Source organism: Mesorhizobium sp. M0802, assembly GCF_040320115.1.
Lineage (GTDB): Bacteria > Pseudomonadota > Alphaproteobacteria > Rhizobiales > Rhizobiaceae > Mesorhizobium.
Map to the genome: position 1 here is coordinate 54696 of NZ_JAMYOY010000010.1, position 25731 is coordinate 80426.

The window sequence follows — 25731 nt, forward strand, 5'->3', positions numbered from 1 at the left end:
CGATCAGCGGATGCGGTGTTCGGTCGCCGGATCGAAGAACACGGCCTTGGTCAGGTTGAAGGCGAGCGGCGTGCTGGTGCCCGGCTGGATGTTGGCGTCGGCCCGCAACCGCGCCACCACGCCCTTGCCGCCGAGATTGGTCACCGCGAAAGTATCGGACCCTGCCGGCTCGACCACTTCGATGTGCAGGTCGGCAGTGGCAATGTTGGAGGCGTTGCGTTCCGCACCTTCCGGATCGGTCAGCGCTTCCGGGCGCACGCCGAAGATGATCGGCTTGCCCTGGAATGCCGAAAGACCCGCCGGCGCGTTGGCCATCGGCAGCGTGATCGGCTCGCGCGCCTCGCGCTCCAACACGACGGACAGCGCATTGCCCGACGTGGCAATGGTCGCCGGGATCAGGTTCATCGCCGGCGAACCCATGAAGTCGGCGACGAACAAATTGGTCGGGTTGTTGTAGATCTCGGCCGGGGTGCCGAACTGCTGCACCTCGCCGTCGCGCATGACGGCGATCTTGGTAGCCAGCGTCATCGCCTCGATCTGGTCGTGGGTGACGTAGACGATGGTTGTGCCGGTGGTGGCATGCAGGCGCTTGATCTCGATACGCATGTCAACGCGCAATTTGGCGTCGAGGTTGGACAAAGGCTCGTCGAACAGGAACAGCTTGGGGTCGCGCACCAGCGCCCGGCCCATGGCGACGCGCTGGCGCTGGCCGCCGGAAAGCTGGCTCGGCTTGCGCTGCAGGAGGTGGCCGATCTGCAGGACCTTGGCCACCTTGTCGATCGCCTTTTGGCGTTCGTCGGCCGGCACGCCGCGCATCTCCATGCCGAAGGAGATGTTTCCGGCCACCGTCATGTTCGGATAGAGCGCATAGCTCTGGAACACCATGGCGATGTCGCGCTTGGATGGGTGCAGATCGTTGATGGCGCGGCCGTCGACGCGGATTTCGCCCTCGGTGATCTGCTCCAGGCCGGCAATCGTGTTGAGCAAGGTGGACTTGCCGCAGCCGGACGGGCCGACCAGCACCAGGAAGCCGCCCTTTTCGAGCTCGACATCGATGCCCTTCAGGATCTCGACATTCCCGAAGCGCTTCTTCAGCCCATCAATTTCCAGAAAAGCCATCAGATTATCCTTTGACCGCGCCCGCCATCAGGCCACGCACGAAGTAGCGGCCGGCGACCACATAGACGAGAAGGGTGGGCAGGGCTGCGATCATCGCCGCAGCCATGTTGACGTTGTATTCGACGACGCCTGTCGAGGTGTTGACGACGTTGTTGAGCGCCACCGTCATCGGCATCACGTCGCCGGAGCCGGCATAGGCGGAGGCGAACAGGAAGTCGTTCCAGATGTTGGTGAACTGGTAGATCACCGTCACCACGATGATCGGCAGCGAGTTGGGCAGCATGATGCGCCGGAAGATCTGGAAGAAGCTTGCCCCGTCGATCTGCGCCGCCTTCACCAGCTCGTTCGGAAACGCTTCGTAGTAATTGCGGAAGAAGAGGGTGGTGAAACCGATGCCGTAGACGACGTGAACGAACACCAGGTTCACGGTCGGATTGCCAAAGCCGAAGGTGAAACCGGTCGCGTTCTGCAGCTTGACGCCGAACCGGCCCAAGCTGCCGAGGATCGTTGCCATCGGCAGCAGTACCGACTGGAACGGGATGAAACAGGCAAACAGCATCAGCCCGAACACCAGCGTCGCCCCGCGAAAGCGCCATTTGGTCAGCACATAGCCGTTGAGCGCGCCGAGCAGGGTCGAGATGATGACTGCCGGAACCACCATCTTGATCGAGTTCCAGAAATAGCCCTTCATGCCGACGCAGGTCAGGCCCGAGCAAACTTCGCTCCACGCCTTTATCCATGGGTCGAAGGTCGGCGCCTGGGGCAGCGCCAGCATGTTGCCGTTCTGGATCTCCTCCATGGTCTTGAACGAGGTCACCAGCATGACGAACAGCGGCATCAGGTAGAACAACGCAAACAGCGCCAGCAGTCCGTAGATGACGATGCGGTTGAGGGTCTTGGTGCTCATGCCGCTAGAGGCCTGGCGGGCAGGGGTGGCAACGGCGCTCATTGCGGCTTCTCCCGCAGTTCCGAATAGAGATAGGGCACGATGATGGCGACGATGGTCATCAGCATGATCACGGCACTCGCCGAGCCGACAGCCATTTCGTTGCGCTTGAACGTGTACTCATACATGAAGTTGGACGGCAGCCAGGCCGAGCCACCGGGGCCGCCGCTGGTCAGCGCCACCACCAGATCGTACGACTTGATGGCGAGGTGGGCGAGCACGATGAAGGCCGACAGGAAGATCGGCCGCAGCAGCGGAATGACGATGCGGCGGTAGAGCTGGAAAGTAGTGGCGCCATCGATCTGCGCCGCTTTCATGATCTCACCGTCGATGCCGCGCAGGCCGGCCAGGAACATCGCCATGATGAAGCCGGAGGCTTGCCAGACGCCGGCGATGACCACCGTGTAGATGACGAAATCCTTGTTCTTGATCCAGTCAAAATGGAAGCTCGTCCAGCCCCATTGATGCAGGGTCTGCTCAAGGCCGAGGCCGGGATCGAGAAACCATTTCCAGGCGACGCCGGTAACGATGAAGGACAGCGCCATCGGGTAGAGATAGATCGGCCGCAACACGCCTTCGCCGCGGATCTTCTGGTCGAGCAGGATGGCCAGGAACAGGCCGAGCGCCAGGCACATGGCGATGTAGAGAAAGCCGAAAATGCCCATATTGACGATCGACGTGTACCAGCTCGATGGCGGGTCGGAGTCGAACGTCCAGCCCCATAGCCGTAGGTAGGCGCGCGGTCCGGTGATGACATAGGACGGAAAAGTCTTGGAATTGGTGAAGGACAGATAGACCGTCCACAGGATGAAGCCATAGACGAAGACGATGGTGATGGCGAAGCTCGGCGCCAGCACGATCTTCGGCAGCGCGTCCTGCAGTCGCGCGCGCACGGAGGGGCGAGACCGCTCCGGCGTCAGCTTGATCTGGGTTGTCGCTACACTGCTCATAGGGCTCCTCCCGTTCGGGTCGTCCGTGCCTGCCGTCAGGCGGCAAGGCGGCCCCGTGCATACGGGTCTCTGGTCGGCATGGTGTTCAAGAGGGTTTCACCGTTTCACGGAAACGGCGAACCTCTCTAACTCTTTCTTTCACGCAATTCCGGCCGGAAAACCGCTCACACTTTTCCTGGAATTGCGCCAGCCGGCCAATCCTGAGGCGAACCTTCCCCGCCGAAGCGGGGAAGGTGTCTTGCTGGCCAGGGCTTACTTGGCGTCGTCGATTGCCTTGACCAGTTCGGTCACGGCTTCGTCCGAGGTCTTGATCTGACCATGGACGAACTTCGAAACGACGTCCTTGTAGGCATTGGCGACCGCCGGAGGCGCGCCATAGCCCTGGGCAAGCGAGCCGAACAGTGTGCCGCCTTCGTTGGCAGCCTTCAGGTCGGCGATGCCCTTCTTGCCGCACGCGTCGAAGTCGGTGTCCGGAACGTCGGTACGGGCGGGAACCGAACCCTTGACGACGTTGAAGGCCGACTGGAAGCTCTTCGACAGGGTGGCGGTGGCCAACGCGACCTGGGCGGCCTTGCGGTCGTCCGGAACGTTGAACATGCCGAACATGTCGGAGTTGTAGACCACCGAGCCTTCCGTGCCCGGGAAGCGATAGCACAGGAAGTCGGTGCCCGGCGTTTTCTTGGCGGCGTTGAACTCGCCCTTGGCCCAGTCACCCATCACCTGCACCAGGGCATCGCCCTTGATGACCATGGCGGTGGCAAGGTTCCAGTCGCGGCCCGAGAAGTTCGGGTCGACATAGGTGACGAGCTTGGCGAGGTTATCGAACGACTTCTTCATCGTGTCCGACTTGAGGGACTCGTCGTCGAGGTCGTTGAAGGCCTTCTTGTAGAACTCAGGTCCGCCGGTCGACAGCACAACCGAGTCGAACATGGTGGCTTCCTGCCAGTTCTGGCCGCCAAGGGCGAGCGGAATGACGCCAGCCGCCTTGGCTTTGTCGAGCAGGGCGACGAAGTCGTCGAAGGTCTTTGGCTCGGTGCCGCCGATCTTGTCCATCACCGCCTTGTTGATCCACAGCCAGTTGACGGAGTGGACGTTGACTGGAGCAGCGACCCACTTGCCGTCATAGACGGAGAACTTCTGCAGGGCTGCCGGAACCGACTTATCCCAGCCCTCCTTCTTCGCCGTCTCGGTCAGGTCGCCCATGACGCCGGCCGCCGCATAGTCGAGCACGGTGTAGCCGAGCATCTGCGACGCGGTCGGGTAATTGCCGGCCGCGACCATCGCCTTCAGCGCAGTCATGGCGGCGTCGCCGCCACCACCGGCCACCGGCACGTCCTTCCAGGCATAGCCTTCCTTGGCAAGGTCGCCCTTGAGGACGTTGAGAGCAGCCGCTTCGCCGCCCGACGTCCACCAATGCAGCATCTGCACTTCCTTGACGTCCTCGGCATGGGCCGAGAAAGCAAAGGCCGTCGCCAGAGCCGTTCCGATAAGCAGTTTGCGCAACATGTTCTACCTCCCTTGTTGCATTACACGACCGGTGGAAGCCCACCGGGTTCTTCCAAACTCAGCCGACCCACCAACCGGTGCGCTGGCCGCGATGAAACTGGATTGTCTTTTCCTCGGTATAATCCTCGACAGCGCGTTTGCCGAGTTCGCGTCCGATGCCGGACTGCTTGTAGCCCCCGAATGGCAACTCGGGAAAGCCTTCCATGAATGTGTTCACCCAAACGGTCCCCGAACGCACACCACGCGCCACCGACATACAAGTGTCGATGCTGGCGCTCCACACCCCTGCAGACAGACCATAGGGCGTGTTGTTGGCGATGTGCAACGCCTTTTCAATCGATCCAAAAGTCAGCACGGAGAGCACCGGGCCGAACACTTCCTCGCGCGCAATAGCCATGTCTTCGGTAACGCCGCGGATGATGGTCGGATCGAGGTACTGGCCGGCATTGGACGCCAATTGGCCGCCACCGCTATAGACATTGCTGCCGTCTTTTGCTGCTGCCGCAACGTAATCTGCGACCTTGGTCAGATGGTCGGCGGAAATCATCGCGCCAACCTTGGTTCGGTCGTCGAGTGGGTCGCCGACCGTTACCTTGGCGGTCAGGGCCTTGACAGTGGCGAGGAAATCGTCGGCGATGGCTTCATGCACGATCAGCCGACTGCCGGCATTGCAGCATTCGCCGGCGTTGAAGAAGCCGCCGAACACTGCTGCGTCAGCGGCCGCCTCGAGATCGGCATCGGGGAAGACGATCTGGCCGTTCTTGCCGCCGAGCTCCATCGAGACTTTCTTCAGCGACTGCGCGGCGGAAGCCATGGTCATCTTGCCGACGCGGGTAGAGCCGGTGAACGACACCATCTCGACCAGCGGATGGCTGACCATCGGCCCCCCGACATCGGCGCCGAGGCCGGCCAGGATGTTGACGACGCCGGCGGGCAGGCCGGCCTGCATCAGGATGTCGCCGAGCACGAAGGTCGAGGCCGAGGTCATTTCGCTCGGCTTGACCACCGCGGTGCAGCCGGCGGCGAGCGCGAAGGGCAGTTTCTGGCTGACGATCAAGAACGGGAAATTCCACGGGGTGATGATCGAGACGACGCCGATCGGCTCGCGCAGCACCACGCCCAGCATGGCGTCGCCGAGATTGGCGTAACTCTCGCCGTGCAGCGTGCGGGCGAGCGAGGCGGCATAGCGCCAGATGTCGACGGCGCCGCCGATCTCGCCGCGCGCCTGGGCGATCGGCTTGCCGGATTCCAGCGCATCGAGGCGGGCGATGTCTTCGAGCTGGGCCTCGATCAGGTCAGCCGTCTTGAGCAGGATCGCGGCGCGCTCGGCCGCCTTCGTGCGCGGCCACGGGCCGGTCTCGAATGCCTTGTGCGCGGCCTGCATGGCCGCCTCCACCTCGGCCTCGCCGGCCTGCGCATAGCGCGAAACGGTGAAGCCATGGCCGGGGCTGTTGCGCGCAATCGTGCGGCCGTCACGGGCATCGACATGCTTGCCGTCGATCAGGAGCTTGTAAGCCTTCGGCGCCTTGGACGCCTCGGCTGGCATCGAAATGTTGAGCGGTGCGTTCATCATGCTTTTCTCTAGGATCTCGAAAAGGCCGGCTTCTGCTTGGCCTTGAAGGCGCTCACGCCGGCTTTGAGGTCGCCGGTCAGCGCAACGAAGCCGCTGGCGAGCGCCTCGGTGGCGGCCGCACTTTCCTCGCCTTCGGCGACTGCGATCATCAGCTTGGCGGCTTCGGTTGCGAGCGGCCCGCGCCCGGCGATTTTTTCGGCCCAAGTCCTGGCCTCTGCCAGCGCCTGGCCGGTCTCGACCACGCGGTCAACGACGCCGAGTGCAAGCGCGTCGGAGGCGGCAAAGAGCTCGCCGCCGAGCGCCATGCGGCGCACGATCTGGGCCCCAAAGCGGCGCACGGCGCGCTGCGTGCCGGACCAACCGGGGACGACGCCGATCGATGTCTCGGGAAAGCCGAGCTTCACCTGCGTTTCGGCGACACGGAAGTCGCAGGCGACTGCCAGCTCCAGCCCGCCACCCAACGCATGGCCGGAAAGCACCGCGATGGTCGGCTGCCGCAGCCGCGCCAGTCGGTCGAAGACGCGGTGGCCGTAGCGCACCCATTGCACCTGAAAGTCGGCAGCGCTCATCTCGCCCCAGGCCTCGACATCGCCGCCGGCGCAAAAGCCCTTGCCTTCGCCGCGGATCAGCGCGACGCGCACGCCTTCAGCCATTTCGGCTTCGTCGAGCGCTGTCTCGAGCGCGCGCAGCATTGGAATGTCCAGCGCGTTGAACTTCTCCGGCCGGCGCAGCGTGACGATACCGATGGCGCCGTCCTGCTCGAAGGTGACGAGGCGCTCAGCCATGCGCGCCTCCGAGAGAAGCGCCGCCATTCAGCGATAGGCCGATCGGCCGATCCTGGTACAGCGCCGCCGGTGTCACCTTGAGGTCGTTGGCGACGCCGAGCGGTGTTTCGGACTGCGCCAGCACATCGCGTTCGAGGTCGATGCCAGGCGCCAGTTCCGTCACCATCAGACCGTCCGGCGTCAGCTTCATCACGCAGCGCTCGGTGACGTAGGTGATGTCCTGGCCTTGTGCGACGGCGCGCTTGCCGGAGAAGGAGATGTGCTCGACCTCGTTGACCACCTTCTTCACCTTGCCTTCTGCATCGATGCGAATGCCGCCATCGGCGAGCGACAGTTTTGCGCCGGCATTGAAGAAGCCGGAGAAGACGATCTTTTTCGCCCGTGCCGTGATGTCGACAAAGCCGCCGGCCCCGGCGGTGACATGTGGCCGGGCCGAGAGTTTCGACACGTTGACGGAGCCATGGCGGTCGATCTGCAAGAAGGAGAGCAGCGAGGCATCGAAGCCGCCGGCCTGGAAATAGATGAACTGGTGCGGCGAGGGCATGATCGCCTCGGCATTGGAAGCGCAGCCGAACTTGAAGTCGAGCAGCGGCACGCCGCCGACGGCGCCCTGCTCGATCACCCAGGTGACTTTGCGGTGCTGGTCTTCCTCGAGAAGGATACGCGGCACGTTTGCCGAGATGCCGAAGCCGATATTGACCGCCATGCCGTCGCGCAATTCCATGGCGACGCGGCGCGCGATTACTTTCTGGACGTTCATCTCAGCGTTGCGGAAGCTGGACAACGGCCGGAAGATCTCGCCCGAAATCGCCGGGTCGTAAGGCGTCAACGTCGTCTGCAACTGGTTTGGCGCCACCACGATGTGGTCTACCAGCACGCCGGGCACGCGCACGTCATGCGGCTTCAGCGTGCCGTTCTCGACGACGCGCTTGACCTGCGCAATGACGATGCCGCCATTGTTGCGCGCGGCGAGCGCCTGTTCGAGGCCGCCCAAATAGGCGCCTTCATGCTCGTAAGTGAGGTTGCCGCGCTCGTCGGCGGTGGTGGCGCGGATGATCGAAACGTTGGGCACGATCGAGCGGAAATAGAGCCATTCCTCGCCGTCGAACTGCTGCACCGAGACGATCGGCTCGCTTGCAGCCTCATTCATGGCGCAGCCCTGGTGGCGCGGGTCGGCAAAAGTGTCGAGGCCGACCTTGGTCAGCACGCCCGGCCGCTTGGCGGCGGCCTCGCGGTGCATGTCGAAAAGGATGCCGGAGGGCACGTTGTAGGCGGCGACCGAATTGTCGCCGATCATCTTCCATATCTGCGGCGGCTCGGACGAGGAGGGGCCTGAGGGATAGGAGCCGCAGAGCGTGCGCTTCAACAAGCCGGGCTTGGCCAGATGGTCGATGCCCTTGATGCCATACATGTCGCCGGCGGCGATCGGATGCAGCGTGGTGATGTCTTTCGGATGGCCTTCGGCGTCGAAGCGCTCGCCGATGGCAGCCAGGACGGCGTCAGGGCAGCCAAGGCCGCTCGACGACGAGACGGAGACGGTCATGCCGTCCTTGATGAGGCTTGCTGCTTCAGCGGCGGAGACGAGCTTGCTCACACAACACCTTTCGGATCGATAGTGACGGCCTTGCCGGACTTTGCCGACTGCAACGCTGCTTCGGCTGAGGCCAGCGACCAGACGCCGTCCTCGCCGGTGGCGGAGGGCTGGCCTTCTCCACGCATGGCGGCATGGAACTGGCGCAGCGACCTGGCGTAGAGGTCTTCTCGGTCGAAGCTCAGTTCCTCCTCGCCTTTGGCGGTGCGTAGCAGCACCGAGCCGACTGGCTTCTGCGTCATCACATTTTTTGCGATCAGCGAACCTTCGGAACCATGCACCTCAAAGCCGGTATCGGCGAACTTGGTTGTGAAGCCTTCATGCGACTGGGCGATGATGCCCGACCCGAAGCGCCAGATGCACATGGCGCCGTCTTCCAGCCCGCTGCTGGCCATGCCGGCCAACTGGGTGAAGGCCGAAATCTCGACCGGGTCGTCGCCGAGCACGAAGCGCAGCGTGTCGGCATCATGCACGGTGATGTCGAGCACCACGCCGCCGCCGGCCTCAGGCTTGGTAATGCGCCAGCCCTGCAGGTTTTCCGGCAAATAGACGGAATGGAAGACGCGCGCGGCAATCGGCTTGCCGATATGGCCGGCTGATATGGCGTCGCGCATGGCGCGGTGGGCGCCGGCATTGCGCAGATGATGATTGGTGCCAAGCACGACACCGGCTTCCTTGGCGGCGGCGACCATTGTGCGCGCGTCGGCGCTGTTCAGCGCCAGCGGCTTTTCGCACAGAACATGCTTTCCCGCCTTGATCGCAGCCAATGCCTGTTCGAGATGCAGTTCATTGGTGGTCGAGATGTAGACGGCGTCGATTTCGGCGCCGAGCAGGTCGTCCAGCCTCGAGACGGCAAGCGGAATATTCTGTTCCGCGGCATAAGTCTTGGCGCGCTGCGGACTGGAGCTCATCACCGCCGCGATCTCGCCACCCTCTTGCGCGCGGATGGCGTTGATCATGAACTGTTTGGCGATCGTGCTGGCGCCGATCAGTCCCCATTTGACGCTCATGCCGCGTCTCCCATTCCTGCTGATGTGTCCTGGGCGCCGCGATCGGGACCGCAGCTGTCCCTGACGACCAGATTGACGGCGCCGATATGGTCCTCGGCATGCGTGATGCGCGACTGGATCATCTTCAGCATGACGTGAGCGGCGCGTTCACCGAGGCCGGGTGTGTCCACCGAGACGCTGGTCAGCGCCGGCATATAATGCTCGGCTTCGACCACGTCGTCGAAGCCGACGACAGCAAAGTCCGCGCCGGGCTCCAGCCCGCGCTTGCGCAGCGCCAGCATGACGCCGAAGGCGACGGCATCGTTGAAGCACAGTGCCGCCGTCGGCGGCTCGGCCATGGCAAGGGCGGTTTCCAGGCACGCGATGCCGCCCCTGCGGCTGGTCTCGCCTTCGACGACAAGCACGTCGCGCCTGGCAATGCCCAATGTTTGGCAAGCTTCACGAAAACCGCCCAGGCGCTCCTGATAGACGACCAGGTCGGAGGTGCCGCCGAAGAAGGCCAGCCGGCGATGGCCCTTGCCGATCAGATGGGCGGCGGCGAGATACGCGCCGCGATGGTTGTCAGGAGCGATCACCGGGATGCGGCTGTCCGGCAGGCGGCGCATGGCGAAGACGACCGGCACGCCCGCCATCTCGAGGCGACGGAAGGCGCCCGGCGTGGTGCCGCGTGCCGGTGACACGATCAGGCCTGCGACGCCCTGTTCCATCAGCGATTTCAGCACTTCTTCCTGGCGCACCGGGTTCTCCGCCGTGTTGGCGATGAAGGGCACGATGCCGGCCGACTGGAAGACGCGCTCCATGCCGACCGCCAGCTCGGCGAAAAAGGGGTTGGTGAGATCGTTGATGACCATGCCGATGACGTTGGAATGGGCTTTGCGCAGATTGGCGGCGCCGCGGTTGTAGACATAGCCGACATCCTCGATCGCCTTGCGAACCTTGACCGCGGTTTCAGGCCGGATCAGCCCTGAGCCTTGCAGCACAAGCGACACCGTCGATTTGGACACACCAGCCTCGCGGGCGATGTCCAGGATCGTTGCCTTGGCCCGGCTGGCCATGTCGGTGGTTTCCTCCGCTTAAATGGGCAAATCTATTGGAACGTTCTAATCACTCTGCCAACCGAGAGTCAATCGGGATTCTTGCGGAGATCGAAAAGGTGATGAATGTGGTTCCTAGCAAGGACTCTTAGCCTTCTTCGGCATTTGGACCGGTTCAATCGCCGCAATCATAAAGGTTCTTGATTTATTGGAACGTTCCATTTATAGGATGCCGAAAACGGAGGTTGCCATGGATATCACCCTGCCTACGCAGAATGGCGGCCGCGTCAGCTACAAGCTGGCGGGCAGTCCGGTCGAGCCCGTAATCGGTGCGGTTTTCCCGCGTATCGCCTATGCCGCGGCCCATGTCGTCGCCGATCCTTTCGCGATGACCGACCCCTGGTCGAAGCCTGCGGTCGATTGGGACAAGACGATGGCGTTTCGGCATCATTTGTGGCGGCTTGGCTTCCGCATCGCCGAGGCGATGGACACCTCCCAGCGCGGCATGGGTTTCGACTGGGCGAATGCGCAGGAATTGATCCGCCGCTCGATCGCCGAGGCGCGCAGCGTCGAAGGCGCAGACCTCGCCTCGGGCGCGGGCACCGATCATCTGGCGCCGGCCGCTGCCAGAACGCTCGACGATGTGATCGCCGCCTATGAGGAGCAGTTCACCTTCATCGAAGGCGAGGGCGGCAAGGCGATCATGATGGCCAGCCGGTCGCTGGCGACGGTCGCAAAAGATCCGGACGACTATATCAGGGTCTACGATCGCATCCTCAGCCAGGCATCCGGCAAGGTCATCCTGCACTGGCTGGGCGACATGTTCGATCCGGCGTTGCAGGGATATTGGGGCAGTGGGAATTTCGAGGCTGCGCTCGACACCGTCGTCGCCATCATCGAGCGCCATGCTAATAAGGTCGAGGGGATAAAGATATCGCTGCTCGATGCCGGCAAGGAAGTTGCCTTGCGCAACCGGCTGCCGGAAGGCGTCGTCATGTTCACTGGCGACGATTTCAACTATCCCGAACTGATTGCCGGCGACGGGAAGCGGCACTCGCACGCTTTGCTCGGCATATTCGATGCCATCGCGCCGGTCGCCAGTGCGGCGCTGGCGAAACTGGCTGAGGGCGACCGCGCCGGCTATGACGCGCTGATGGCGCCGACAGTGCCGTTGTCGCGCAAGATCTTCGAGGCGCCGACGGAGTATTACAAGGCCGGCATCGTCTTCATGGCCTGGCTCAACGGCCATCAGGACCATTTCGCCATGGTCGGCGGCATGCAGTCGGCGCGCGGCATCCTGCACTATGCCGACATCTTCCGCCTTGCCGACCAGGCAGGGTTGCTCGCCGATCCCGAGCTTGCGCTGGCCAGGATGAAGCATTTCTGCGCGGTTGCAGGTGCCTGAGAACGACACAATCGCTGGCTGAAACCTGTCTCCCGTATGGGGGATTTGCGTTCTCGCGCCAAATCTGTATTCGGTTGCCGGGATTGGATGCGGACGGAGCGGCAATGACGGAAAAAGTGGCGCTCATCACCGGGGTTACCGGGCAGGACGGGGCCTATCTCGCAGAATTGCTTCTGCAGAAGGGCTATATTGTCCATGGCGTCAAACGCCGCTCGTCCTCGTTCAACACCGAGCGCGTTGACGACATCTATGTCGATCCGCACGAGCGCGGTGCGCGTTTCTTCCTGCATTATGGCGACCTGACCGACGCGACCAACCTTATTCGCCTGGTGCAGGAGACACAGCCCGGCGAGATCTACAATCTCGGCGCCCAGAGTCATGTCCAGGTGAGTTTCGAGACGCCGGAATACACCGGCAATGCCGATGCGCTGGGAACACTCAGGCTGCTCGAGGCGATCCGCATCCTGCGCCTGGAGAAGTCGGTGCGCTTCTATCAGGCATCGACGTCGGAGCTTTACGGCAAGGCGCGCGAGGTCCCGCAAAGCGAGGCGACGCCCTTCCATCCGCGCTCGCCCTATGCCGCGGCCAAGCTTTACGCCTACTGGATCACGGTCAACTACCGCGAGGCTTACGGCATGTTCGCCGCCAACGGAATCCTGTTCAACCACGAAAGCCCGACACGCGGCGAAACCTTCGTCACCCGCAAGATCACGCGGGCCGTCGCCTCGATCCATCACGGCCTTCAGGCCACGCTCTATCTCGGCAATCTCGACGCCAAGCGTGACTGGGGCCATGCGCGCGACTATGTGGAGGGCATGTGGCGCATTCTGCAGCACAGTGAAGCCGACGATTTCGTGCTGGCGACCGGTGAGGCGCATTCGGTGCGCGAATTCGTCGAACTGGCTTTTGCCGAGACCGGACGCACCATCCGCTGGCAAGGCGAGGGTGTCGATGAAGTCGGTGTCGATGCCGGTTCGGGCACTGTCCTGGTGCGCATCGATCCGCGCTATTTCCGGCCGACCGAGGTCGACCTGCTGCTCGGCGACCCCGCCAAGGCCAAAGCCAGGCTGGGGTGGTCGCACACGACCGGCTTCAGGGATCTGGTGGCGGAAATGGTGCAGGCCGATCTGGCGCGCACCGCCGGCGGCACGCGGCAGAACAGCCGTTCTGCGTGAGGCAGGTTCATGGACGCGACATTTGATCTGAAAGGCAAGCGTGTCTTCGTCGCCGGGCATCGCGGCATGGTCGGTTCGGCCGTCGTGCGCCGGCTGGCGAGCGAGGACTGCGAGATACTCACCGTATCGCGCGACGGGCTCGACCTGCTTGACCAGGCAGGGGTGCGGCGCTGGATGGCCGAGCACAGGCCGGATGCGGTGGTGATGGCGGCCGCCAAAGTCGGCGGTATCCTGGCCAATGACCGGTTCCCTGTCGATTTCCTGCAGCAAAACCTGGTTATGCAGGGCAATGTCATTGACGGCGCCTTTCGCAGCGAGGTCGGCAAGCTTTTGTTTCTCGGCTCGTCCTGCATCTATCCAAAGCTCGCGCCGCAGCCGATCAGGGAAGACGCCCTGCTGACCGGTCCGCTCGAACCCACCAATGAATGGTATGCGATCGCCAAGATCGCCGGGCTCAAACTGTGCCAGGCCTATCGGCGCCAGCATGGCGTCGACTACATCTCGGCGATGCCGGCCAACCTTTACGGTCCTGGCGACAATTTCGATCTCCAGTCCAGCCATGTCGTGCCGGCCCTGATGCGAAAGGCGCATGCGCTGGCGCTGAGCGGCGGCAACAGCCTCGAGGTCTGGGGCTCGGGCACGCCACGGCGTGAATTCCTGCATGTCGACGACGCCGCCGATGCCTTGGTCTGGCTGTTGAAGAATTATGCCGGCGACAGCCACGTCAATGTCGGTTCGGGCGAGGATGTCACCATTGCCGAGCTTGCCCAGACCGTCGCATCGGTCGCCGGCGTCGAGGCTGATATCGCCTTCGATACGACCAAGCCAGATGGCACGCCGCGCAAGTTGATGGATGTTTCGCGGCTGTTTGCGACTGGATGGCGCCCGCGCTACGCGCTTCGCGGCGGATTGGAACAGACATATGCGTGGTTTCTCAACCATATTGGGAAGGGTGGTGTCCGCCTCGGCGCGGCCTGATTCCAATTTTCCTTGAACCATTTCGCTGCCGCTGGCGACCAAGCGGTGTGTAGCAAACACGGTCCATCAAGGAGAACGTCAATGTTTATCACTTCAAGAAACGTCTTTCTCGCCGCCATCGCGGTTTCGGTGCTGGCAGGGTGTCAGACGGCACCGCCGAGGGAATGCGAGAAGACCAAGCCCGGTGTCACCTACAACGGCAAATGCTGCGGCATCGGCACACCGTGCCGTGAAGGCAACAACACCCCTCATGACAAGCCCGACAGGCCCGATCCGCGGCCACAGTGATCCGCGAGCCAGAAACGTCCCGGCACGTGCCGGGACGTTTCGTCCCCCGACAGGGTGGATTTACGGATCGGAAGGCCGCTACCCGGTTCCTTGCTGGCCGGCATTTTAATACGAAACGGGACGGCGGGGCAGTAGACGATGCGGTCGCGCAGATCGCGCGAAAACTTCCCGCCGGATCTGTACTTCAAGGGGCTGTTCGACTGTTCGAAGGGAAGGTCCCGGAGAAACTCAGATTTCGCTTTCCGTCGATGCGAAGGATGCTACTAAAAAAAATTCGAGATGCTCTTGAACTCATTTGGGGCGCCTCCTAATTCGATTTCCGCCAAGGCCATAAGGCTCGGCAAAAAATGGCGGCGCCGCACGGGGCGGCGTCCTTGTACCCATGTTGCTTCAAGGAGGATGTGGCTATGAGAACCTTTGATACCCTCTATCGGACCACCGTCGGTTTCGACCGGCTTTTCGACATGCTCGACAGCGGCACGCGTCCGGACTGGCCGCCCTATAACATCGAGAAGGTCGACGAGAACGATTACCGTATCTCGATGGCCATCGCAGGCTTCAGCCAAGATGAGGTTGAGCTGACCCAGCATGGACCCGAACTGGTCGTGGTAGGCCAGAAAGCTGATGATCAGAGCGGACGCCAGCTGCTGCACCAGGGCATTGCCTACCGCAGTTTCAGGCAGACGTTCAAGCTTGCCGACCACATGAAGATCAAGGCAGCCAAACTGGAGAATGGCCTCCTCTCGATCGACATTGTCCGCGAGATTCCCGAAGAGCTGAAGCCGCGCCGCATCAGCATCGGCGTGGGCGACACGCCAACGGCCGCCACTCAGATCACGCAAGACACGGACCGCGCGCGTAAAGCCGCGTAATCCTGTCGATCTGTCACACTTTGAACTGCGGGTCCGCCTCCCGGTTCCGGCCGGGAGGCTGTGATTGCGGAGAAACGAAGATGATCACTGCAGGACCTACTGGCGCGCCTCTGTCGCGCGCCTGCAGTTGGCCTGGACCGCGCAAACCATGAAACTCAATGGTTCGTTCAATTTGGAGGATCATATGAACGATCGGATGTTTGACAGCGCCGTTTTCGTGAAAAGCGGCGACAACCTTGTTCAGGAAATCACGTGTCTCGAGGACGCTCTGGAGTTCCTCTATGAATGGCCGAAGGACAGGCGCGGCCCCATTCACCAAACCGCATTGCGGGCCTGCCAGCGAGCTTTCGATAGCGATTATCCGCTTTCCGCAGCCAGAGACGCGTTCAGCGGTTTTGCGAAAGCAGCCAGAATCCTTGAGGAAGTATCCACGACAATGCCGTGGATGATGGGCAGAGGTGGCGAAGGCGGAGGAGTGACTGCCTAAAGCGCGTCGCGAAACGGATTCATGCGACACGCTTTAAGTCTTTGTTTTGATGCATGTCGTTGTCCCAGAACGGCGGCATACTTCTGGGTGACATGCATTAGGAAAGGAGGTCATGATGCTATCGAAACCTTTTGAAAAGCCAGTCCGGGTGTGGGTGGGATTGGGCTTTCCCCGCCAACTCAACACGGTCGCAGATGCCTATCAATTCGCAGCCGAATGGTGTGGCAACAGCCCGGAGCAGAGAGCTGCTATTCGCGCTTGCAAAGCCGCTCTGATTGGTGATGTGGAACCCGAGACAGCACGAGGCGTCTTCGTCGCGTTCGCTCGCAAGAAGGATATTCTTATGGAGGACGGCATCGAGCCTGCGCCTTCAAGGACGCTAAGCCCGCACCACGTCTAAAGCGCGTCGCGTTTGAACGGACTCAGACGACGCGCTTTAGGTCTTTGTTTTTATGCATGTCGTCGTCTCAAAACCGGGGCCACTTTTGAGCGCCATGCATTAGAATGTCCACAAACACGAGGCGGCTGCCACAAGCGGTGGCCGCCTTACCGGCTAAGTCGTCGAAGGGGTGCGCCAAAAACGGGCTTGGCTAAGTTATTGAAAGGATGGTGGGCGTGACAGGGATTGAACCTGTGACCCCTGCAATGTCAATGCAGTGCTCTCCCGCTGAGCTACACGCCCATCCGAAGCCGCGCATACACCATTTTTGGTCCAGCGCGTCAATAGCCGGAAAGGGAAAGAAAGGCTCGTTTTGTCGCGCCGCCGACGAAGCGGCGAGATCACACTGTGCGTGCTTCAGGCGGCCTGCAGCATTTTTTCGACCTCGTTGACGAGATCGCGCAGGTGGAAGGGCTTGGACAGCACCTTGGCGTCTTTCGGCGCCTTGGAATCGGGGTTGAGCGCGACGGCCGCGAAACCGGTGATGAACATCACCTTCAGGTCGGGATCGATCTCGGTGGCGCGGCGGGCGAGTTCGATGCCGTCCATCTCCGGCATGACGATATCGGTCAGCAGCAGGGAGAAAGGTTCTTCGCGCAGCCGCTCGTAGGCGCTGGCGCCATTGTCAAAATCGCTGACGTGGTAGCCGGCCCGCTCCAGTGCCTTGACCAGGAACCGGCGCATGTCGTCGTCGTCTTCCGCCAGCAGAATGCGTGCCATCTTGTCCCGTCCGAATCACCCCAGCCAAGCCTGCCGTCCGGCAAGCCCGTTAACCATCCTGTATATGAGGAGCTGACGGTAAACATCAAGTGAACGTTGGCGGCATTAATCCTGATTTGACGGGGTTCCTGACATGCCGAAATGCTGGACATGCGGCCGATGAGGTGGCAGTTTCCCATCATGATGCATTGCTGTTTCCGGGTTCGTTCAAATTGACGACGGCAGCCGAAGATTTTTCGGTCGTTCCACCCTTCGAAATCCGATCGGGCGCCGAGCAGCGCGTTCCCTTCGTCTTCAACTCACCGCATAGCGGCCGCTATTATCCAGACCGCTTCCTGGCCATGGCGCGGCTCGACCGGAACGCCATCCGCCGCTCCGAGGATTGCTATGTCGACGAGCTGTTCGGCAGCGCGGTGGCGCTGGGCGCGCCGATGCTGGCGGCGAATTTTCCGCGCGCCTATCTCGACGTCAACCGCGAACCCTGGGAACTCGACCCGCGCATGTTCGCCGAGCCGGTGCCGTCCTTCTGCAACATCCGCTCGGCGCGCGTCGCCGGCGGGCTCGGCACCGTGCCCAAGCTGGTGGGCGAGGGGCTCGACATCTATTCCGGCCGTCTGCCGCTGGCGGAGGCCGTCCAGCGCATAGAGGTGGTCTACAAACCCTATCACGAGACGCTGAAGCGGCTTTTGACCAGAACCCATGCCAGGTTCGGCTATGCCGTGCTGATCGACTGCCATTCGATGCCGGCGAGCATCAGGGTGGGCGACAGCGGCCTGCGGCCGGATTTCATCGTCGGCGACCGTTTCGGCATCTCGGCCACGGCGGCCCTGACCGAGACGGCGATCGGCCTGCTCATCGGCATGGGCTACACCGTCGCGCACAACAAACCCTATGCAGGCGGCTTCATCACCGAGCATTACGGCCGGCCGGCGCGCCATCTGCATGCGCTGCAGATCGAGGTCAATCGCGGCCTCTACATGAATGAGCGGACGTTCCAGAAATCGGCCGGCTTCGATGCGCTGGGCGACGATATGGCGCGCTTTTCGGCCGACCTGATGGCGATGCCCGACCACCACTTCGTCGACCTGCCGCTGGCCGCCGAATGACGCCGGAGCGGCGGCTGTTCATGCAATCCCGCGCTGGCCATCCCGCAGCGTAAAAAAAGACCGCATCGTTTGCACGACACGGTCGAAGTCTAGGGAGGAAACGCCCAAGGAGGGCATGGACAGGAAAACCTGTCCGAGAACAAATTTATTGTGCGATGCACAAATGTCAATCGATCCCACGCTTTTTTAATTCACTCTGATGTGAAAATGCGTTTCGATGGTCCCGATGTGTGACATTTCAGCAACGCCGATGTCTCTGATAAATCGATAAACCGGCTTGTTTTGGCGGGAAAGTGCCGGCAGACCGGGTTGGCACTCTGTAATGCGGGAGAATCACGTGGACATCAGCATCGATTTCATGCGCCGGATCGCGCAAGCAGCGGCGGCTGAAACCTTGCCGCGTTTCCGCGCACAGGGCGCCGTGGCCAACAAGGAAAAAGGCAGTTTCGACCCGGTCACCGAGGCCGACCGCGAGGCCGAGCGCGCCATTCGGGCGCTGATCTCGGCTGAGTATCCCGATCACGGTATCCTTGGCGAAGAACATGGCAGCGAAAACATCTCCTCAAGGCATGTCTGGGTGATCGATCCGATCGATGGTACCCGCGCCTTCATCTCAGGCCTGCCGGTGTGGGGAACGCTGGTCGGGTTGACGGTCGACGGTGACGCCGTCGCCGGCATGATGGCGCAGCCGTTCACCGGCGAGCTGTTCTACGCCAACGCTTCCGGCTCCCACTACGAAGGCCCCGGTGGGCCGCGGAAGCTGTCGACCCGCAAGAGGACGAAGCTTGACGAGGCGACCTTGTTCACCACCACGCCGGCGCTTTTCAAGGGCGAGGCGCGCACCCGCTACGACGCGTTCGAGGAACAGATCCAGCTCGCCCGCTACGGCGCCGATTGCTACGCCTTTGCCATGATTGCCTCGGGCAGCGTCGACATCGTCGCCGATCCCGGATTGAAACCCTACGACATCGTGGCGCTGATCCCGATCATCGAAAAGGCCGGCGGCGTCGTCACCACATTCGAGGGCGGTCCGGCGGAAAAGGGCGGCGACATCCTGGCCGCCGCAACGCCGGAGCTTCATGCGGCTGCAATGGCAGCCCTGCGGGGCTGATAGTCGACCCGATCAGCGCGGCTTGATCGAGCGCTGGAATTCCGCCGGCGTTCGCCCGTAGACCTGCCTGAACGCGGAGCTGAAATGGCTGTGGCTGGAGAAGCCGAGGTCCAGGCCGAGCGTGGTCAGATTGTCGTAGCGGCCAAGCAGGTCGAGCGCGCGCGCCAGCCGCAGGCGCAGATGGTAGCGATAGAGCGGCATCGCCTCGACCTGCTGGAAAACCTGCGTGAGATAAACCGGTGATACCCCGACTTCAGCGGCGATCTCGGCCAGCGTCCAGCGCCGCGAAAGATCCGAGGACAGGACGAGCTTGGCGCGATCGACCAGCTTCTGCCGGCCAGCGCTGGCGCCGGCGGCATGCGAGGTGCTCTCGCCGAGGGAGCGCCGCACCAGCGTCAGCGCCAGGGTTTCGGCCTCCAGCGTTTCGGCAATGTTGCGGCTCAGGCTGTAGCGCAGCACCGCCACCAGCGCCTGAGCCCGCGGGTCGATGCGGCGGCGCTGACGACGAAACGCCACGGCGCTGCCCGAGCGCAACTGCTCCTTCGGCGTCAGCTCCTGCAGTTGCGCCTCCTCGACAACGAGATCGAGGCAGGAATCGCCACCCTCGACGGGATGGCTGATCCGGTAGCCTTCGGCGTTGTTGAAGAACAACAACTGGTTGGCTTCGGCGACCGCATCGTTGCGGCCGACATGGCGCACGAAGACGCCGCGATAGGGAAACACAAGATGCGTGGCAGCGGTGCACTCTTCTTCGCTCTTGTGCCGGCATTCGCCGCTGCAGAGGACATCCCTCACCCTGACGGTGCCGGTGTCCAGAAGCGTCTGTACCGTGAACTGCGACATGGTGAGCTGAGACATGGCCGTTGCATTCTACCCTTGCACCGAAAGCTGCTCCGGCACATTTAGGCGATTGGCTTGTCCAAACCTGTCAGGAGACTTGTCGGGCCCTTCGTAACGGCCATGGCTCAGTCCCACAAACGGTGCATGTATTCGCAGTGAGCGTCGCTGCGCGACAGACCGATGTCCTTGAGCTGTTCGTCGGTCATTTCGAGCAAGGCAAGGCGGCTTCGGCGCCTTTCCAGTTGACGGCCGATCCAGTTGGCCGCCGCGATGCCTTGTGTCCGCAAGGACCGCCGGAACGTCGCGGTTTGAGTTGTCGGCTGATGTGCGAGGCATTGCGCCGCCGCTGCATGATCGGGGCGCATCGCTCAGGCTTCCCCGTTGCCGGCCACTGATGCGCCGGCCACTGATGCGCCGGCTTCGTTCAGCGCAATCGCGCATTCCTCACAGCAGACCTCGACGGTCTTGCCGCCGACCTTGACGCGGATCGGATTGGCGTCCAGCTGGCAATCGCAGGCAGCGCAGGTTTTCTCGGTCATGACGTCATCTCCTTGGCGTTCGGTTCGACACGGAGAGATGAGCATTCCGGGGCGGCACCGGCTGTCAGAATCTTTAGCTCTTTGTGTGCTGCCGGCGCTGCTCCTGACAGAAGGCTGTCAGCAGGCGCAAGCTCAAGGCGCCGCAACATGCAGCGCCGGCGGCATCAGGCTGTGGGGTCGTCGTTGCCGGGTATGAAGGCGTCGAAGGCGGCGAGCAACTGCTCGCGATAGACATCGGCCTCCTGCAGGATCTCGTGTTTCGAGCCATCGATCATCAGCAGCGAGCCGAGGCGCAGACGCCTGGCGTAGGCTTCCACGGCCTTGGTCGAGACGACCTGATCGGCGCCGGCGGCGATCATCAGCAGCGGCACCTCGATCCTGGCCATGAAGTCGGGCTCGCTGATGGCTTCGCCTGCCTTGATTGCCGCCTGCAGCCAGCGGATCGTCGGCCCGCCGAGCGCCAGTTGCGGATAGTGCTCGTAGATTTTCGTGTTGCGCTGATAGCGCCCGGGGTCCGATGTCACCTTGTTGAGGGCGAAGGGCAGGGTTTCCCTGGGACGCGGACCCCAGGCGGCGTAGAGCCGACCGAGGCCGAGAAAGCACAATACCGAGCAGACGCGGCGCGCCGTTTTTGCCGACACGGGCGAGTCGGGCACCGTCAGGAAAGGCGCAATCAGCACCATTCGACGCACCCGGTTGACCATCGACGGCGCCGCGAGCAGCGCGATCACGGCGCCCATCGAATGGGCGAGGATGTAATACGGGCCGCGGCAGTCGGGCAGCACGATGTCCTCGAAGAACTGTTCGAGGTCGCCGGTGTAATCGTAGAAGGAGCGGACATAGCCGCGTTGCGGGTCGGCGATCAGCCGGTCGGAATCGCCCTGGCCGCGCCAGTCGAGCGCGGCGACGCCGAGGCCGCGGTCGGTCAGGTTGCGGATGGTTTCGAAATATTTCTCGATGCACTCGTTGCGGCCGGGCAGCAGCACGACGGTGCCTTTCAGCGGCCGGGTGACCGCGGCAAACAGGCCGTAGCGGATCTTCTTGCCGTCGCGCGTGGTGAAAAAGCCGCCGGCGACATTTTGCGGCGGCGGATTGCCTGGCGTGGGATGGAAGAGATCCGTCATTAGGCGCTTGCGTCTTCGTGGTGTCTCACCCGGCAGGGCGTCGGCATGGTGATAGACGCCAACGGATGAAAAGCAAAGGGAGGGCGCCAAGGGGGCGGACGAACAACAAGCAAGGCCGGAAGCAGCCTGCGGCGGCGTGCTTCCGGCCTCTGTCGATCCGGGAGGAAGGGACGTTACACCCGGTCGGCCTCGTCGCGGCGCTTTCATCCGGCGCCGCCTGGTTCTTTATCGTGGGGCACTCTAGCACCGGCCGGCTGAACGGGCGCCGAAGCGGCGGTTCATCTGCCGTTCATCGACGCCTCGATTGGCGCTCTTCAAAAATCCTTGAAATGCGCTTTTGCGCTCCCCAAATGTCGGATGCAGCCGCCGATCTTGGGGCTGCTGGTCCACCGAAACGCCTTTCCAGGGTTTCGCACCGGCCACACGCAAACATGTTGCTCAACAGGAGAACACCTCATGCGTCACGTTGATTTTTCCCCGCTCTATCGCTCGACCGTCGGCTTCGACCGACTGTTCACCATGCTCGACTCGCTGGCCCAGCCTGATGGCGCGCAGACCTATCCGCCCTACAACATCGAGCGCACCGGCGAGGACGCCTATCGCATCTCGATGGCGGTTGCCGGCTTCTCGGACGAAGAGATTTCGATCGAAGCCCACCGCAACGTGCTGACCGTCAAGGGTGAGCGCAAGGAAGAAGGCAATGGCGAAGGCTCCGATTTGCTCTACCGCGGCATTGCTTCGCGTTCGTTCGAGCGCCGCTTCCAGCTTGCCGACCATGTCGAGGTCGTCGGCGCCACGCTGAAGAACGGCCTGCTTTTCGTCGACCTCAAGCGCAACATCCCCGAGGAGTTGAAGCCGCGCAAGATCGCGATTGCCGCCTCTTCGGCCAACGCCAAGCAGATCGAGGCCAAGAACGCCGGGTGATCAAGACGGCGGCGTCACAACGCCCAAGGTTAAAAGCGTCTCCTCCCGAGACGAAAGCGGCGCCGCGAGGCGCCGCTTTTTTTCGCCGCAGCCTCTGTCACCCCAACCGAAGAGTTCTGGCTCTTTTGCGGCGGGCGCCGTCTTCCCATGAAGGGCGATGTCTGATCTCTCGGCTGATTTTTCCCTGGCACTAACGGCAACCATTGCGGTGACCTTCCTGCTGGCCGGCATCGTCAAGGGCGTTACCGGTATGGGACTGCCGACGTTGGCGATGGGGCTGCTGGGCACAATCATGCCGCCGGTCGCCGCGGCTTCGCTGCTGATCGTGCCGTCCTTCGTCACCAATATCTGGCAGCTGTTTGCCGGCCCGAGCTTCGGCTGGATCCTCAGGCGGCTGTGGCTGATGATGGTCGGCATCGTCGCCGGCACGCTGGCCGGCTCATGGCTGCTGGCCAGCGACAATGTCAAATGGACGACGGCCGGCCTCGGGGCGGCGCTGATCGTCTATGCCGTCTATACGCTGCTGGCGCGGCAGTTGACGGTTCCCGCGTCAGCCGAGCGCTGGTCGTCGCCGATTGTCGGTTTCCTCACCGGCCTCGTTACCGGCGGCACCGGCGTGTTCGTCGTCCCGGCCGTGCCTTATATCCAGGCACTCGGGCTGAGCCGCGACGACCTGATCCAGGCGCTCGGCCTGTCCTTCACCGTGTCGACGATCGCGCTCGCTGCCGGCCTTGCCTCGCACGGCGCGTTCCAGGTCGGGCATGTCGCCATGTCGTCGCTGGCGGTTGCGCCGGCCTTGCTCGGCATGTGGCTCGGACAGTTGCTCCGGCAGCGGATCAGCCCGGCGACCTTCCGGCGCTGGTTTCTTGTTTTCCTGATCTTGCTTGGCCTCGAGCTTTTGGCGCGGCCTTTCCTTGCTTAGCGATCGGTGCCGGTTGCGAGAACGGCCTCGACGTTTTGCCGGTGGACGGGCTCGTACAGCGCGAAGTACTCGACCGCGCCCGTGGCGAATATGTCGGCGCCGCAGGTTTTCAGATCCTGCTTCGCAAGATCAGGCTCACGCCGGCAGCGAAGCAGTTTTTGAACGTAGGCTTGCGTCGCGGCGATGAGGCCTTTGTCGTAGCCGCCTCGCTCAATCGCTTCGAGCGAGCCGTGATTGGGCAGGATGCGGTCTATCGACCAGCCGGCCATGCGTTCGAGATCGACCAGATGTTGCGCCAGCCGATCCGCCTCGCTGACATAGGTGATCGGATCCTCGAGCGTGTCGCCCGCCAGGAGCAGGCCGGTTTCGGGCATGAACAGCACCGTGCCGTCATGGCTGTGGATTTCGACCTGACGCAGTTCGACGGCGATCGATCCAACGGCGAGGTCAAGACTGCCTGCGAAGGTCCTGTTCGGCAGCACGAGAGGCTTGATCGGTGGAACACCGCTTTCGATCTCAGCCCGGTTGTTCGCGAGCGCCGAGGCGGTGAGCGTGTTGGCGATAATCTCGCAATCCTGAAACACCTCATTGCCGGCAATATGATCGTCATGCCAGTGGCTGAGCACGACCCGGATCGATGTTGCGCCCATGTCTTCGAGCGTCTGCCTGATGAAGCGCGCGTGAGGCAGCGAAATATGCGTGTCGTAGACAAGCGCCTGCGAACCATCGACGATCGCATAGGTGCAGATGCCGAGGGCATAGGCGCCGTCGTCCAGCCAGTTCGGCTCGTCCGACCAGGCGCGAACGCCGTCAACGCGGCCATCGTAGAAGCCGAGCACGTTTGGCGCCGGGCGAACCAGCCGCATGGTTGAGCCGAGAGGTGGCTTTGTCATTGGCGCGGTCTCGCGGGTTCAGGCGATCATCTGGCCGAAGCGATCGACCTCATCTGAAGTCGTGGCAAAGCTGGTGACGAAGCGATAGAGCAACTCGTCCTCGCCGACATGGCCGTCGAAGCCGTGCGGCCTGTGCCAGTCGTAAAAGGCTGCGCCGACGGATTGCAGCCTTTCGGCTTCCGCCTTTTTCATCACCGCGAACACCTCGTTGGCCTGCGGCAACCAGGCGAGCTTCGCCGTTGCCGAATCCTCGATCGCAGCCGCCAGGCGCGCGGCCATGGCATTGGCATGACGGGCCGTGTCCAGCCACAGGCCGTCCGTGAAGTAGGCGTCGAACTGCGCTGCGATGAAGCGCGACTTGGAGAACAGCTGTGCGGCGCGCTTGCGCAGGAAGGACAACTCCTTGGCGCGGTCTAGATCGAACAGCACCAACGCTTCGGCGCACCAGCAGCCGTTCTTGGTGCCGCCGAACGAGACGATGTCGACGCCGCGCTTCCAGGTCATTTCGGCCGGCGTCGTCTCAAGCGCGACCAATGCGTTGGCAAAACGGGCGCCGTCCATATGCAGCGGCAGGGAAAAGCGTTTGGCGATCTCCGAAATGGTGGAAATGTCGTCGAGCCCGTACACTGTGCCGACTTCGGTCGATTGGGTGATCGAGACGGCCGTCGGGCGTCCCCAATGGACGATTTCGGGTGCGAAACGGTCGACGGCCCGTTCAAGATTGTGCGGGTCGATCTTGCCCAGGGCGCCGTCGACAGCATGGAGACGCGAGCCGCCGCTGAAATATTCCGGCGCGCCGCATTCGTCCTCGATGATGTGCGATTCGCGGTGCGCAAAGGAAATGCCGCCGGGCTTGTTGTAAGCGGCCAGGGACAGCGAGTTGGCCGCCGTGCCGGTAGCGACGAAGAACACCGCGACCTCGCGTTCGAAGATCTCGCTGAAACGCTGGTAGACGGCGCGGTCGAGATCGCCATCGCCATAGGCGGTCGAAAAGCCGCCGGCATTGGCTGACAGCCCGGCGGCAATGTTGGAATGGACGCCCGCCCAGTTGTCGGATGCAAAGAACATCAGGAAAGTCCCTGTCTGGTTGAGAAAGTCTGGTTGCGACAAGAGCGCGACCATGGCCGTTTCGGGGTTTGACGCGCAAGGGCCAAGGGCTGAAAAAGCGGTAAAGCCAAAGGCGATCACGAAGGAGTGCCGGGACCGAAATTTCGTTTCGACATCGCCTGACGTAATTTTCTGTCGCCAAACATCCAAGAATTTGGTGAATCGGTCTTGTGTGCGCCCAGGATTTCTGCCATAAAAATTTAGGACAGTAGTGCTGTCTTATTTTGTCGCACAAGTCAGGCTGGATTGGCGTATATTTGGGCCACTCCGGCCGTTGCCGCGAGCGA

The 25731-nt window shown here is 62.5% G+C and carries 27 protein-coding genes and 1 tRNA gene; 11 read left to right on the forward strand and 17 right to left on the reverse strand.

The window, feature by feature from the left end; all coding sequences use genetic code 11:
• Positions 1-3: 3 nt before the first annotated feature.
• The 9 genes from NKI10_RS15790 to NKI10_RS15830 form a co-directional block, all read right to left on the reverse strand.
• Entirely contained in the window at positions 4-1119 is a 1116-nt protein-coding gene (locus NKI10_RS15790) for an ABC transporter ATP-binding protein (RefSeq protein ID WP_023671180.1), read from the reverse strand.
• A 4-nt stretch (positions 1120-1123) separates the two neighbouring features.
• On the reverse strand, positions 1124-2068 hold the full coding sequence (locus NKI10_RS15795; protein WP_023704034.1) for a carbohydrate ABC transporter permease: 945 nt from the start codon (positions 2066-2068) through the stop codon (positions 1124-1126).
• Positions 2065-3015, reverse strand: a complete 951-nt coding sequence (locus tag NKI10_RS15800) for a carbohydrate ABC transporter permease (RefSeq protein WP_023832915.1) — start codon at positions 3013-3015, stop codon at positions 2065-2067. The genes NKI10_RS15795 and NKI10_RS15800 overlap by 4 nt, the downstream gene beginning before the upstream one ends.
• 252 nt (positions 3016-3267) lie before the next feature.
• Complete coding sequence (locus NKI10_RS15805; RefSeq protein ID WP_027049809.1) at positions 3268-4521, reverse strand: ABC transporter substrate-binding protein; 1254 nt, start codon at positions 4519-4521, stop codon at positions 3268-3270.
• A 58-nt stretch (positions 4522-4579) separates the two neighbouring features.
• Positions 4580-6091: an aldehyde dehydrogenase family protein gene (locus NKI10_RS15810; protein ID WP_023671184.1), complete on the reverse strand. Its 1512-nt coding sequence runs from the start codon at positions 6089-6091 to the stop codon at positions 4580-4582.
• 11 nt (positions 6092-6102) lie between these two features.
• A complete protein-coding gene (locus NKI10_RS15815) occupies positions 6103-6879 on the reverse strand; it encodes an enoyl-CoA hydratase/isomerase family protein (protein ID WP_023828237.1) in 777 nt (258 codons plus the stop codon).
• Positions 6872-8473: an acyl CoA:acetate/3-ketoacid CoA transferase gene (locus NKI10_RS15820; protein ID WP_352860858.1), complete on the reverse strand. Its 1602-nt coding sequence runs from the start codon at positions 8471-8473 to the stop codon at positions 6872-6874. The genes NKI10_RS15815 and NKI10_RS15820 overlap by 8 nt, the downstream gene beginning before the upstream one ends.
• Entirely contained in the window at positions 8470-9480 is a 1011-nt protein-coding gene (locus NKI10_RS15825; protein ID WP_023686430.1) for a Gfo/Idh/MocA family protein, read from the reverse strand. Before NKI10_RS15825 ends, NKI10_RS15820 begins: the two co-directional genes overlap by 4 nt.
• Positions 9477-10535: a LacI family DNA-binding transcriptional regulator gene (locus NKI10_RS15830; RefSeq protein WP_023686429.1), complete on the reverse strand. Its 1059-nt coding sequence runs from the start codon at positions 10533-10535 to the stop codon at positions 9477-9479. Before NKI10_RS15830 ends, NKI10_RS15825 begins: the two co-directional genes overlap by 4 nt.
• A gap of 229 nt (positions 10536-10764) precedes the next feature.
• Here NKI10_RS15830 and NKI10_RS15835 point away from each other — a divergent pair, with 229 nt between their 5' ends.
• The 7 genes from NKI10_RS15835 (at position 10765) to NKI10_RS15865 (ending at position 16119) form a co-directional block, all read left to right on the forward strand.
• On the forward strand, positions 10765-11919 hold the full coding sequence (locus NKI10_RS15835; RefSeq protein WP_023686428.1) for a dihydrodipicolinate synthase family protein: 1155 nt from the start codon (positions 10765-10767) through the stop codon (positions 11917-11919).
• Between the two features lie 104 nt (positions 11920-12023).
• On the forward strand, positions 12024-13094 hold the full coding sequence (gene gmd / locus NKI10_RS15840; protein ID WP_023686427.1) for a GDP-mannose 4,6-dehydratase: 1071 nt from the start codon (positions 12024-12026) through the stop codon (positions 13092-13094).
• A 9-nt stretch (positions 13095-13103) separates the two neighbouring features.
• The gene (gene fcl / locus NKI10_RS15845; RefSeq protein ID WP_023686426.1) at positions 13104-14072 is read left to right on the forward strand and encodes a GDP-L-fucose synthase; all 969 of its coding nucleotides are present in this window, start codon (positions 13104-13106) and stop codon (positions 14070-14072) included.
• Between the two features lie 81 nt (positions 14073-14153).
• Positions 14154-14360 carry a hypothetical protein gene (locus tag NKI10_RS15850; protein ID WP_023686425.1) on the forward strand — a complete coding sequence of 69 codons (207 nt, stop codon included), beginning with the start codon at positions 14154-14156 and terminating at the stop codon, positions 14358-14360.
• 407 nt (positions 14361-14767) lie between these two features.
• On the forward strand, positions 14768-15232 hold the full coding sequence (locus NKI10_RS15855) for an Hsp20 family protein (RefSeq protein WP_023671192.1): 465 nt from the start codon (positions 14768-14770) through the stop codon (positions 15230-15232).
• 64 nt (positions 15233-15296) lie between these two features.
• A complete protein-coding gene (locus NKI10_RS15860) occupies positions 15297-15719 on the forward strand; it encodes a DUF982 domain-containing protein (protein ID WP_306413578.1) in 423 nt (140 codons plus the stop codon).
• Between the two features lie 112 nt (positions 15720-15831).
• Positions 15832-16119, forward strand: a complete 288-nt coding sequence (locus NKI10_RS15865; protein ID WP_245260022.1) for a DUF982 domain-containing protein — start codon at positions 15832-15834, stop codon at positions 16117-16119.
• Between the two features lie 207 nt (positions 16120-16326).
• Here NKI10_RS15865 and NKI10_RS15870 read toward each other — a convergent pair.
• A tRNA-Val gene (locus NKI10_RS15870) sits at positions 16327-16401 on the reverse strand.
• Between the two features lie 114 nt (positions 16402-16515).
• Positions 16516-16878 (reverse strand): cell cycle two-component system response regulator CpdR, encoded by a 363-nt coding sequence (gene cpdR / locus NKI10_RS15875; protein ID WP_023671195.1) that lies wholly within the window; start codon positions 16876-16878, stop codon positions 16516-16518.
• Between the two features lie 164 nt (positions 16879-17042).
• Here cpdR and NKI10_RS15880 point away from each other — a divergent pair, with 164 nt between their 5' ends.
• Both NKI10_RS15880 and hisN read left to right on the forward strand, forming a co-directional pair.
• Positions 17043-17984, forward strand: coding sequence for an N-formylglutamate amidohydrolase (locus tag NKI10_RS15880; protein WP_023747131.1), 942 nt, complete (start codon positions 17043-17045; stop codon positions 17982-17984).
• 337 nt (positions 17985-18321) lie between these two features.
• Positions 18322-19095: a histidinol-phosphatase gene (gene hisN, locus NKI10_RS15885; protein WP_023683233.1), complete on the forward strand. Its 774-nt coding sequence runs from the start codon at positions 18322-18324 to the stop codon at positions 19093-19095.
• A gap of 12 nt (positions 19096-19107) precedes the next feature.
• Here hisN and NKI10_RS15890 read toward each other — a convergent pair whose 3' ends face one another.
• From NKI10_RS15890 to NKI10_RS15905, 4 genes are all read right to left on the reverse strand, one after another.
• Entirely contained in the window at positions 19108-19938 is an 831-nt protein-coding gene (locus NKI10_RS15890) for a helix-turn-helix domain-containing protein (protein ID WP_023683234.1), read from the reverse strand.
• Positions 19939-20060: 122 nt separating this feature from the next.
• Entirely contained in the window at positions 20061-20300 is a 240-nt protein-coding gene (locus NKI10_RS15895; RefSeq protein WP_352860861.1) for a DUF1127 domain-containing protein, read from the reverse strand.
• A gap of 3 nt (positions 20301-20303) precedes the next feature.
• Positions 20304-20474, reverse strand: coding sequence for a hypothetical protein (locus tag NKI10_RS15900; protein WP_023683236.1), 171 nt, complete (start codon positions 20472-20474; stop codon positions 20304-20306).
• A 164-nt stretch (positions 20475-20638) separates the two neighbouring features.
• Positions 20639-21598, reverse strand: coding sequence for an alpha/beta fold hydrolase (locus tag NKI10_RS15905; RefSeq protein ID WP_352860863.1), 960 nt, complete (start codon positions 21596-21598; stop codon positions 20639-20641).
• 456 nt (positions 21599-22054) lie between these two features.
• On the opposite strand from NKI10_RS15905, the gene NKI10_RS15910 reads away from it, so the two are divergent.
• Positions 22055-22522, forward strand: a complete 468-nt coding sequence (locus NKI10_RS15910) for an Hsp20 family protein (RefSeq protein WP_352860865.1) — start codon at positions 22055-22057, stop codon at positions 22520-22522.
• Positions 22523-22679: 157 nt separating this feature from the next.
• A complete protein-coding gene (locus NKI10_RS15915; protein WP_352860867.1) occupies positions 22680-23444 on the forward strand; it encodes a sulfite exporter TauE/SafE family protein in 765 nt (254 codons plus the stop codon).
• On the opposite strand, the gene NKI10_RS15920 is transcribed toward NKI10_RS15915, so the two are convergent.
• Together NKI10_RS15920 and NKI10_RS15925 are read right to left on the reverse strand one after the other, a co-directional pair.
• Positions 23441-24337 (reverse strand): MBL fold metallo-hydrolase, encoded by an 897-nt coding sequence (locus NKI10_RS15920; RefSeq protein WP_023747133.1) that lies wholly within the window; start codon positions 24335-24337, stop codon positions 23441-23443. The two genes, NKI10_RS15915 and NKI10_RS15920, sit on opposite strands and share 4 nt — an antisense overlap.
• A gap of 18 nt (positions 24338-24355) precedes the next feature.
• The gene (locus tag NKI10_RS15925; protein WP_352860869.1) at positions 24356-25405 is read right to left on the reverse strand and encodes a threonine aldolase family protein; all 1050 of its coding nucleotides are present in this window, start codon (positions 25403-25405) and stop codon (positions 24356-24358) included.
• Positions 25406-25731 lie beyond the last annotated feature (326 nt).

Excerpts from the sequence above, each read along its gene's own strand:
- NKI10_RS15895 (WP_352860861.1), bottom strand. The coding sequence starts at position 20,300 with ATGCGCCCCGATCATGCAGCGGCGGCGCAATGCCTCGCACATCAGCCG.
- NKI10_RS15790 (WP_023671180.1), bottom strand. The coding sequence starts at position 1,119 with ATGGCTTTTCTGGAAATTGATGGGCTGAAGAAGCGCTTCGGGAATGTC.
- NKI10_RS15865 (WP_245260022.1), top strand. The coding sequence starts at position 15,832 with ATGATGCTATCGAAACCTTTTGAAAAGCCAGTCCGGGTGTGGGTGGGA.
- NKI10_RS15920 (WP_023747133.1), bottom strand. The coding sequence starts at position 24,337 with ATGACAAAGCCACCTCTCGGCTCAACCATGCGGCTGGTTCGCCCGGCG.
- NKI10_RS15900 (WP_023683236.1), bottom strand. The coding sequence starts at position 20,474 with ATGACCGAGAAAACCTGCGCTGCCTGCGATTGCCAGCTGGACGCCAAT.
- NKI10_RS15835 (WP_023686428.1), top strand. The coding sequence starts at position 10,765 with ATGGATATCACCCTGCCTACGCAGAATGGCGGCCGCGTCAGCTACAAG.
- NKI10_RS15890 (WP_023683234.1), bottom strand. The coding sequence starts at position 19,938 with ATGTCGCAGTTCACGGTACAGACGCTTCTGGACACCGGCACCGTCAGG.
- gmd (WP_023686427.1), top strand. The coding sequence starts at position 12,024 with ATGACGGAAAAAGTGGCGCTCATCACCGGGGTTACCGGGCAGGACGGG.
- cpdR (WP_023671195.1), bottom strand. The coding sequence starts at position 16,878 with ATGGCACGCATTCTGCTGGCGGAAGACGACGACGACATGCGCCGGTTC.
- NKI10_RS15800 (WP_023832915.1), bottom strand. The coding sequence starts at position 3,015 with ATGAGCAGTGTAGCGACAACCCAGATCAAGCTGACGCCGGAGCGGTCT.
- NKI10_RS15925 (WP_352860869.1), bottom strand. The coding sequence starts at position 25,405 with ATGTTCTTTGCATCCGACAACTGGGCGGGCGTCCATTCCAACATTGCC.
- NKI10_RS15795 (WP_023704034.1), bottom strand. The coding sequence starts at position 2,068 with ATGAGCGCCGTTGCCACCCCTGCCCGCCAGGCCTCTAGCGGCATGAGC.
- NKI10_RS15815 (WP_023828237.1), bottom strand. The coding sequence starts at position 6,879 with ATGGCTGAGCGCCTCGTCACCTTCGAGCAGGACGGCGCCATCGGTATC.
- fcl (WP_023686426.1), top strand. The coding sequence starts at position 13,104 with ATGGACGCGACATTTGATCTGAAAGGCAAGCGTGTCTTCGTCGCCGGG.
- NKI10_RS15810 (WP_023671184.1), bottom strand. The coding sequence starts at position 6,091 with ATGAACGCACCGCTCAACATTTCGATGCCAGCCGAGGCGTCCAAGGCG.
- NKI10_RS15910 (WP_352860865.1), top strand. The coding sequence starts at position 22,055 with ATGCGTCACGTTGATTTTTCCCCGCTCTATCGCTCGACCGTCGGCTTC.
- NKI10_RS15915 (WP_352860867.1), top strand. The coding sequence starts at position 22,680 with ATGTCTGATCTCTCGGCTGATTTTTCCCTGGCACTAACGGCAACCATT.
- NKI10_RS15850 (WP_023686425.1), top strand. The coding sequence starts at position 14,154 with ATGTTTATCACTTCAAGAAACGTCTTTCTCGCCGCCATCGCGGTTTCG.
- NKI10_RS15805 (WP_027049809.1), bottom strand. The coding sequence starts at position 4,521 with ATGTTGCGCAAACTGCTTATCGGAACGGCTCTGGCGACGGCCTTTGCT.
- NKI10_RS15825 (WP_023686430.1), bottom strand. The coding sequence starts at position 9,480 with ATGAGCGTCAAATGGGGACTGATCGGCGCCAGCACGATCGCCAAACAG.
- NKI10_RS15905 (WP_352860863.1), bottom strand. The coding sequence starts at position 21,598 with ATGACGGATCTCTTCCATCCCACGCCAGGCAATCCGCCGCCGCAAAAT.
- NKI10_RS15830 (WP_023686429.1), bottom strand. The coding sequence starts at position 10,535 with ATGGCCAGCCGGGCCAAGGCAACGATCCTGGACATCGCCCGCGAGGCT.
- NKI10_RS15855 (WP_023671192.1), top strand. The coding sequence starts at position 14,768 with ATGAGAACCTTTGATACCCTCTATCGGACCACCGTCGGTTTCGACCGG.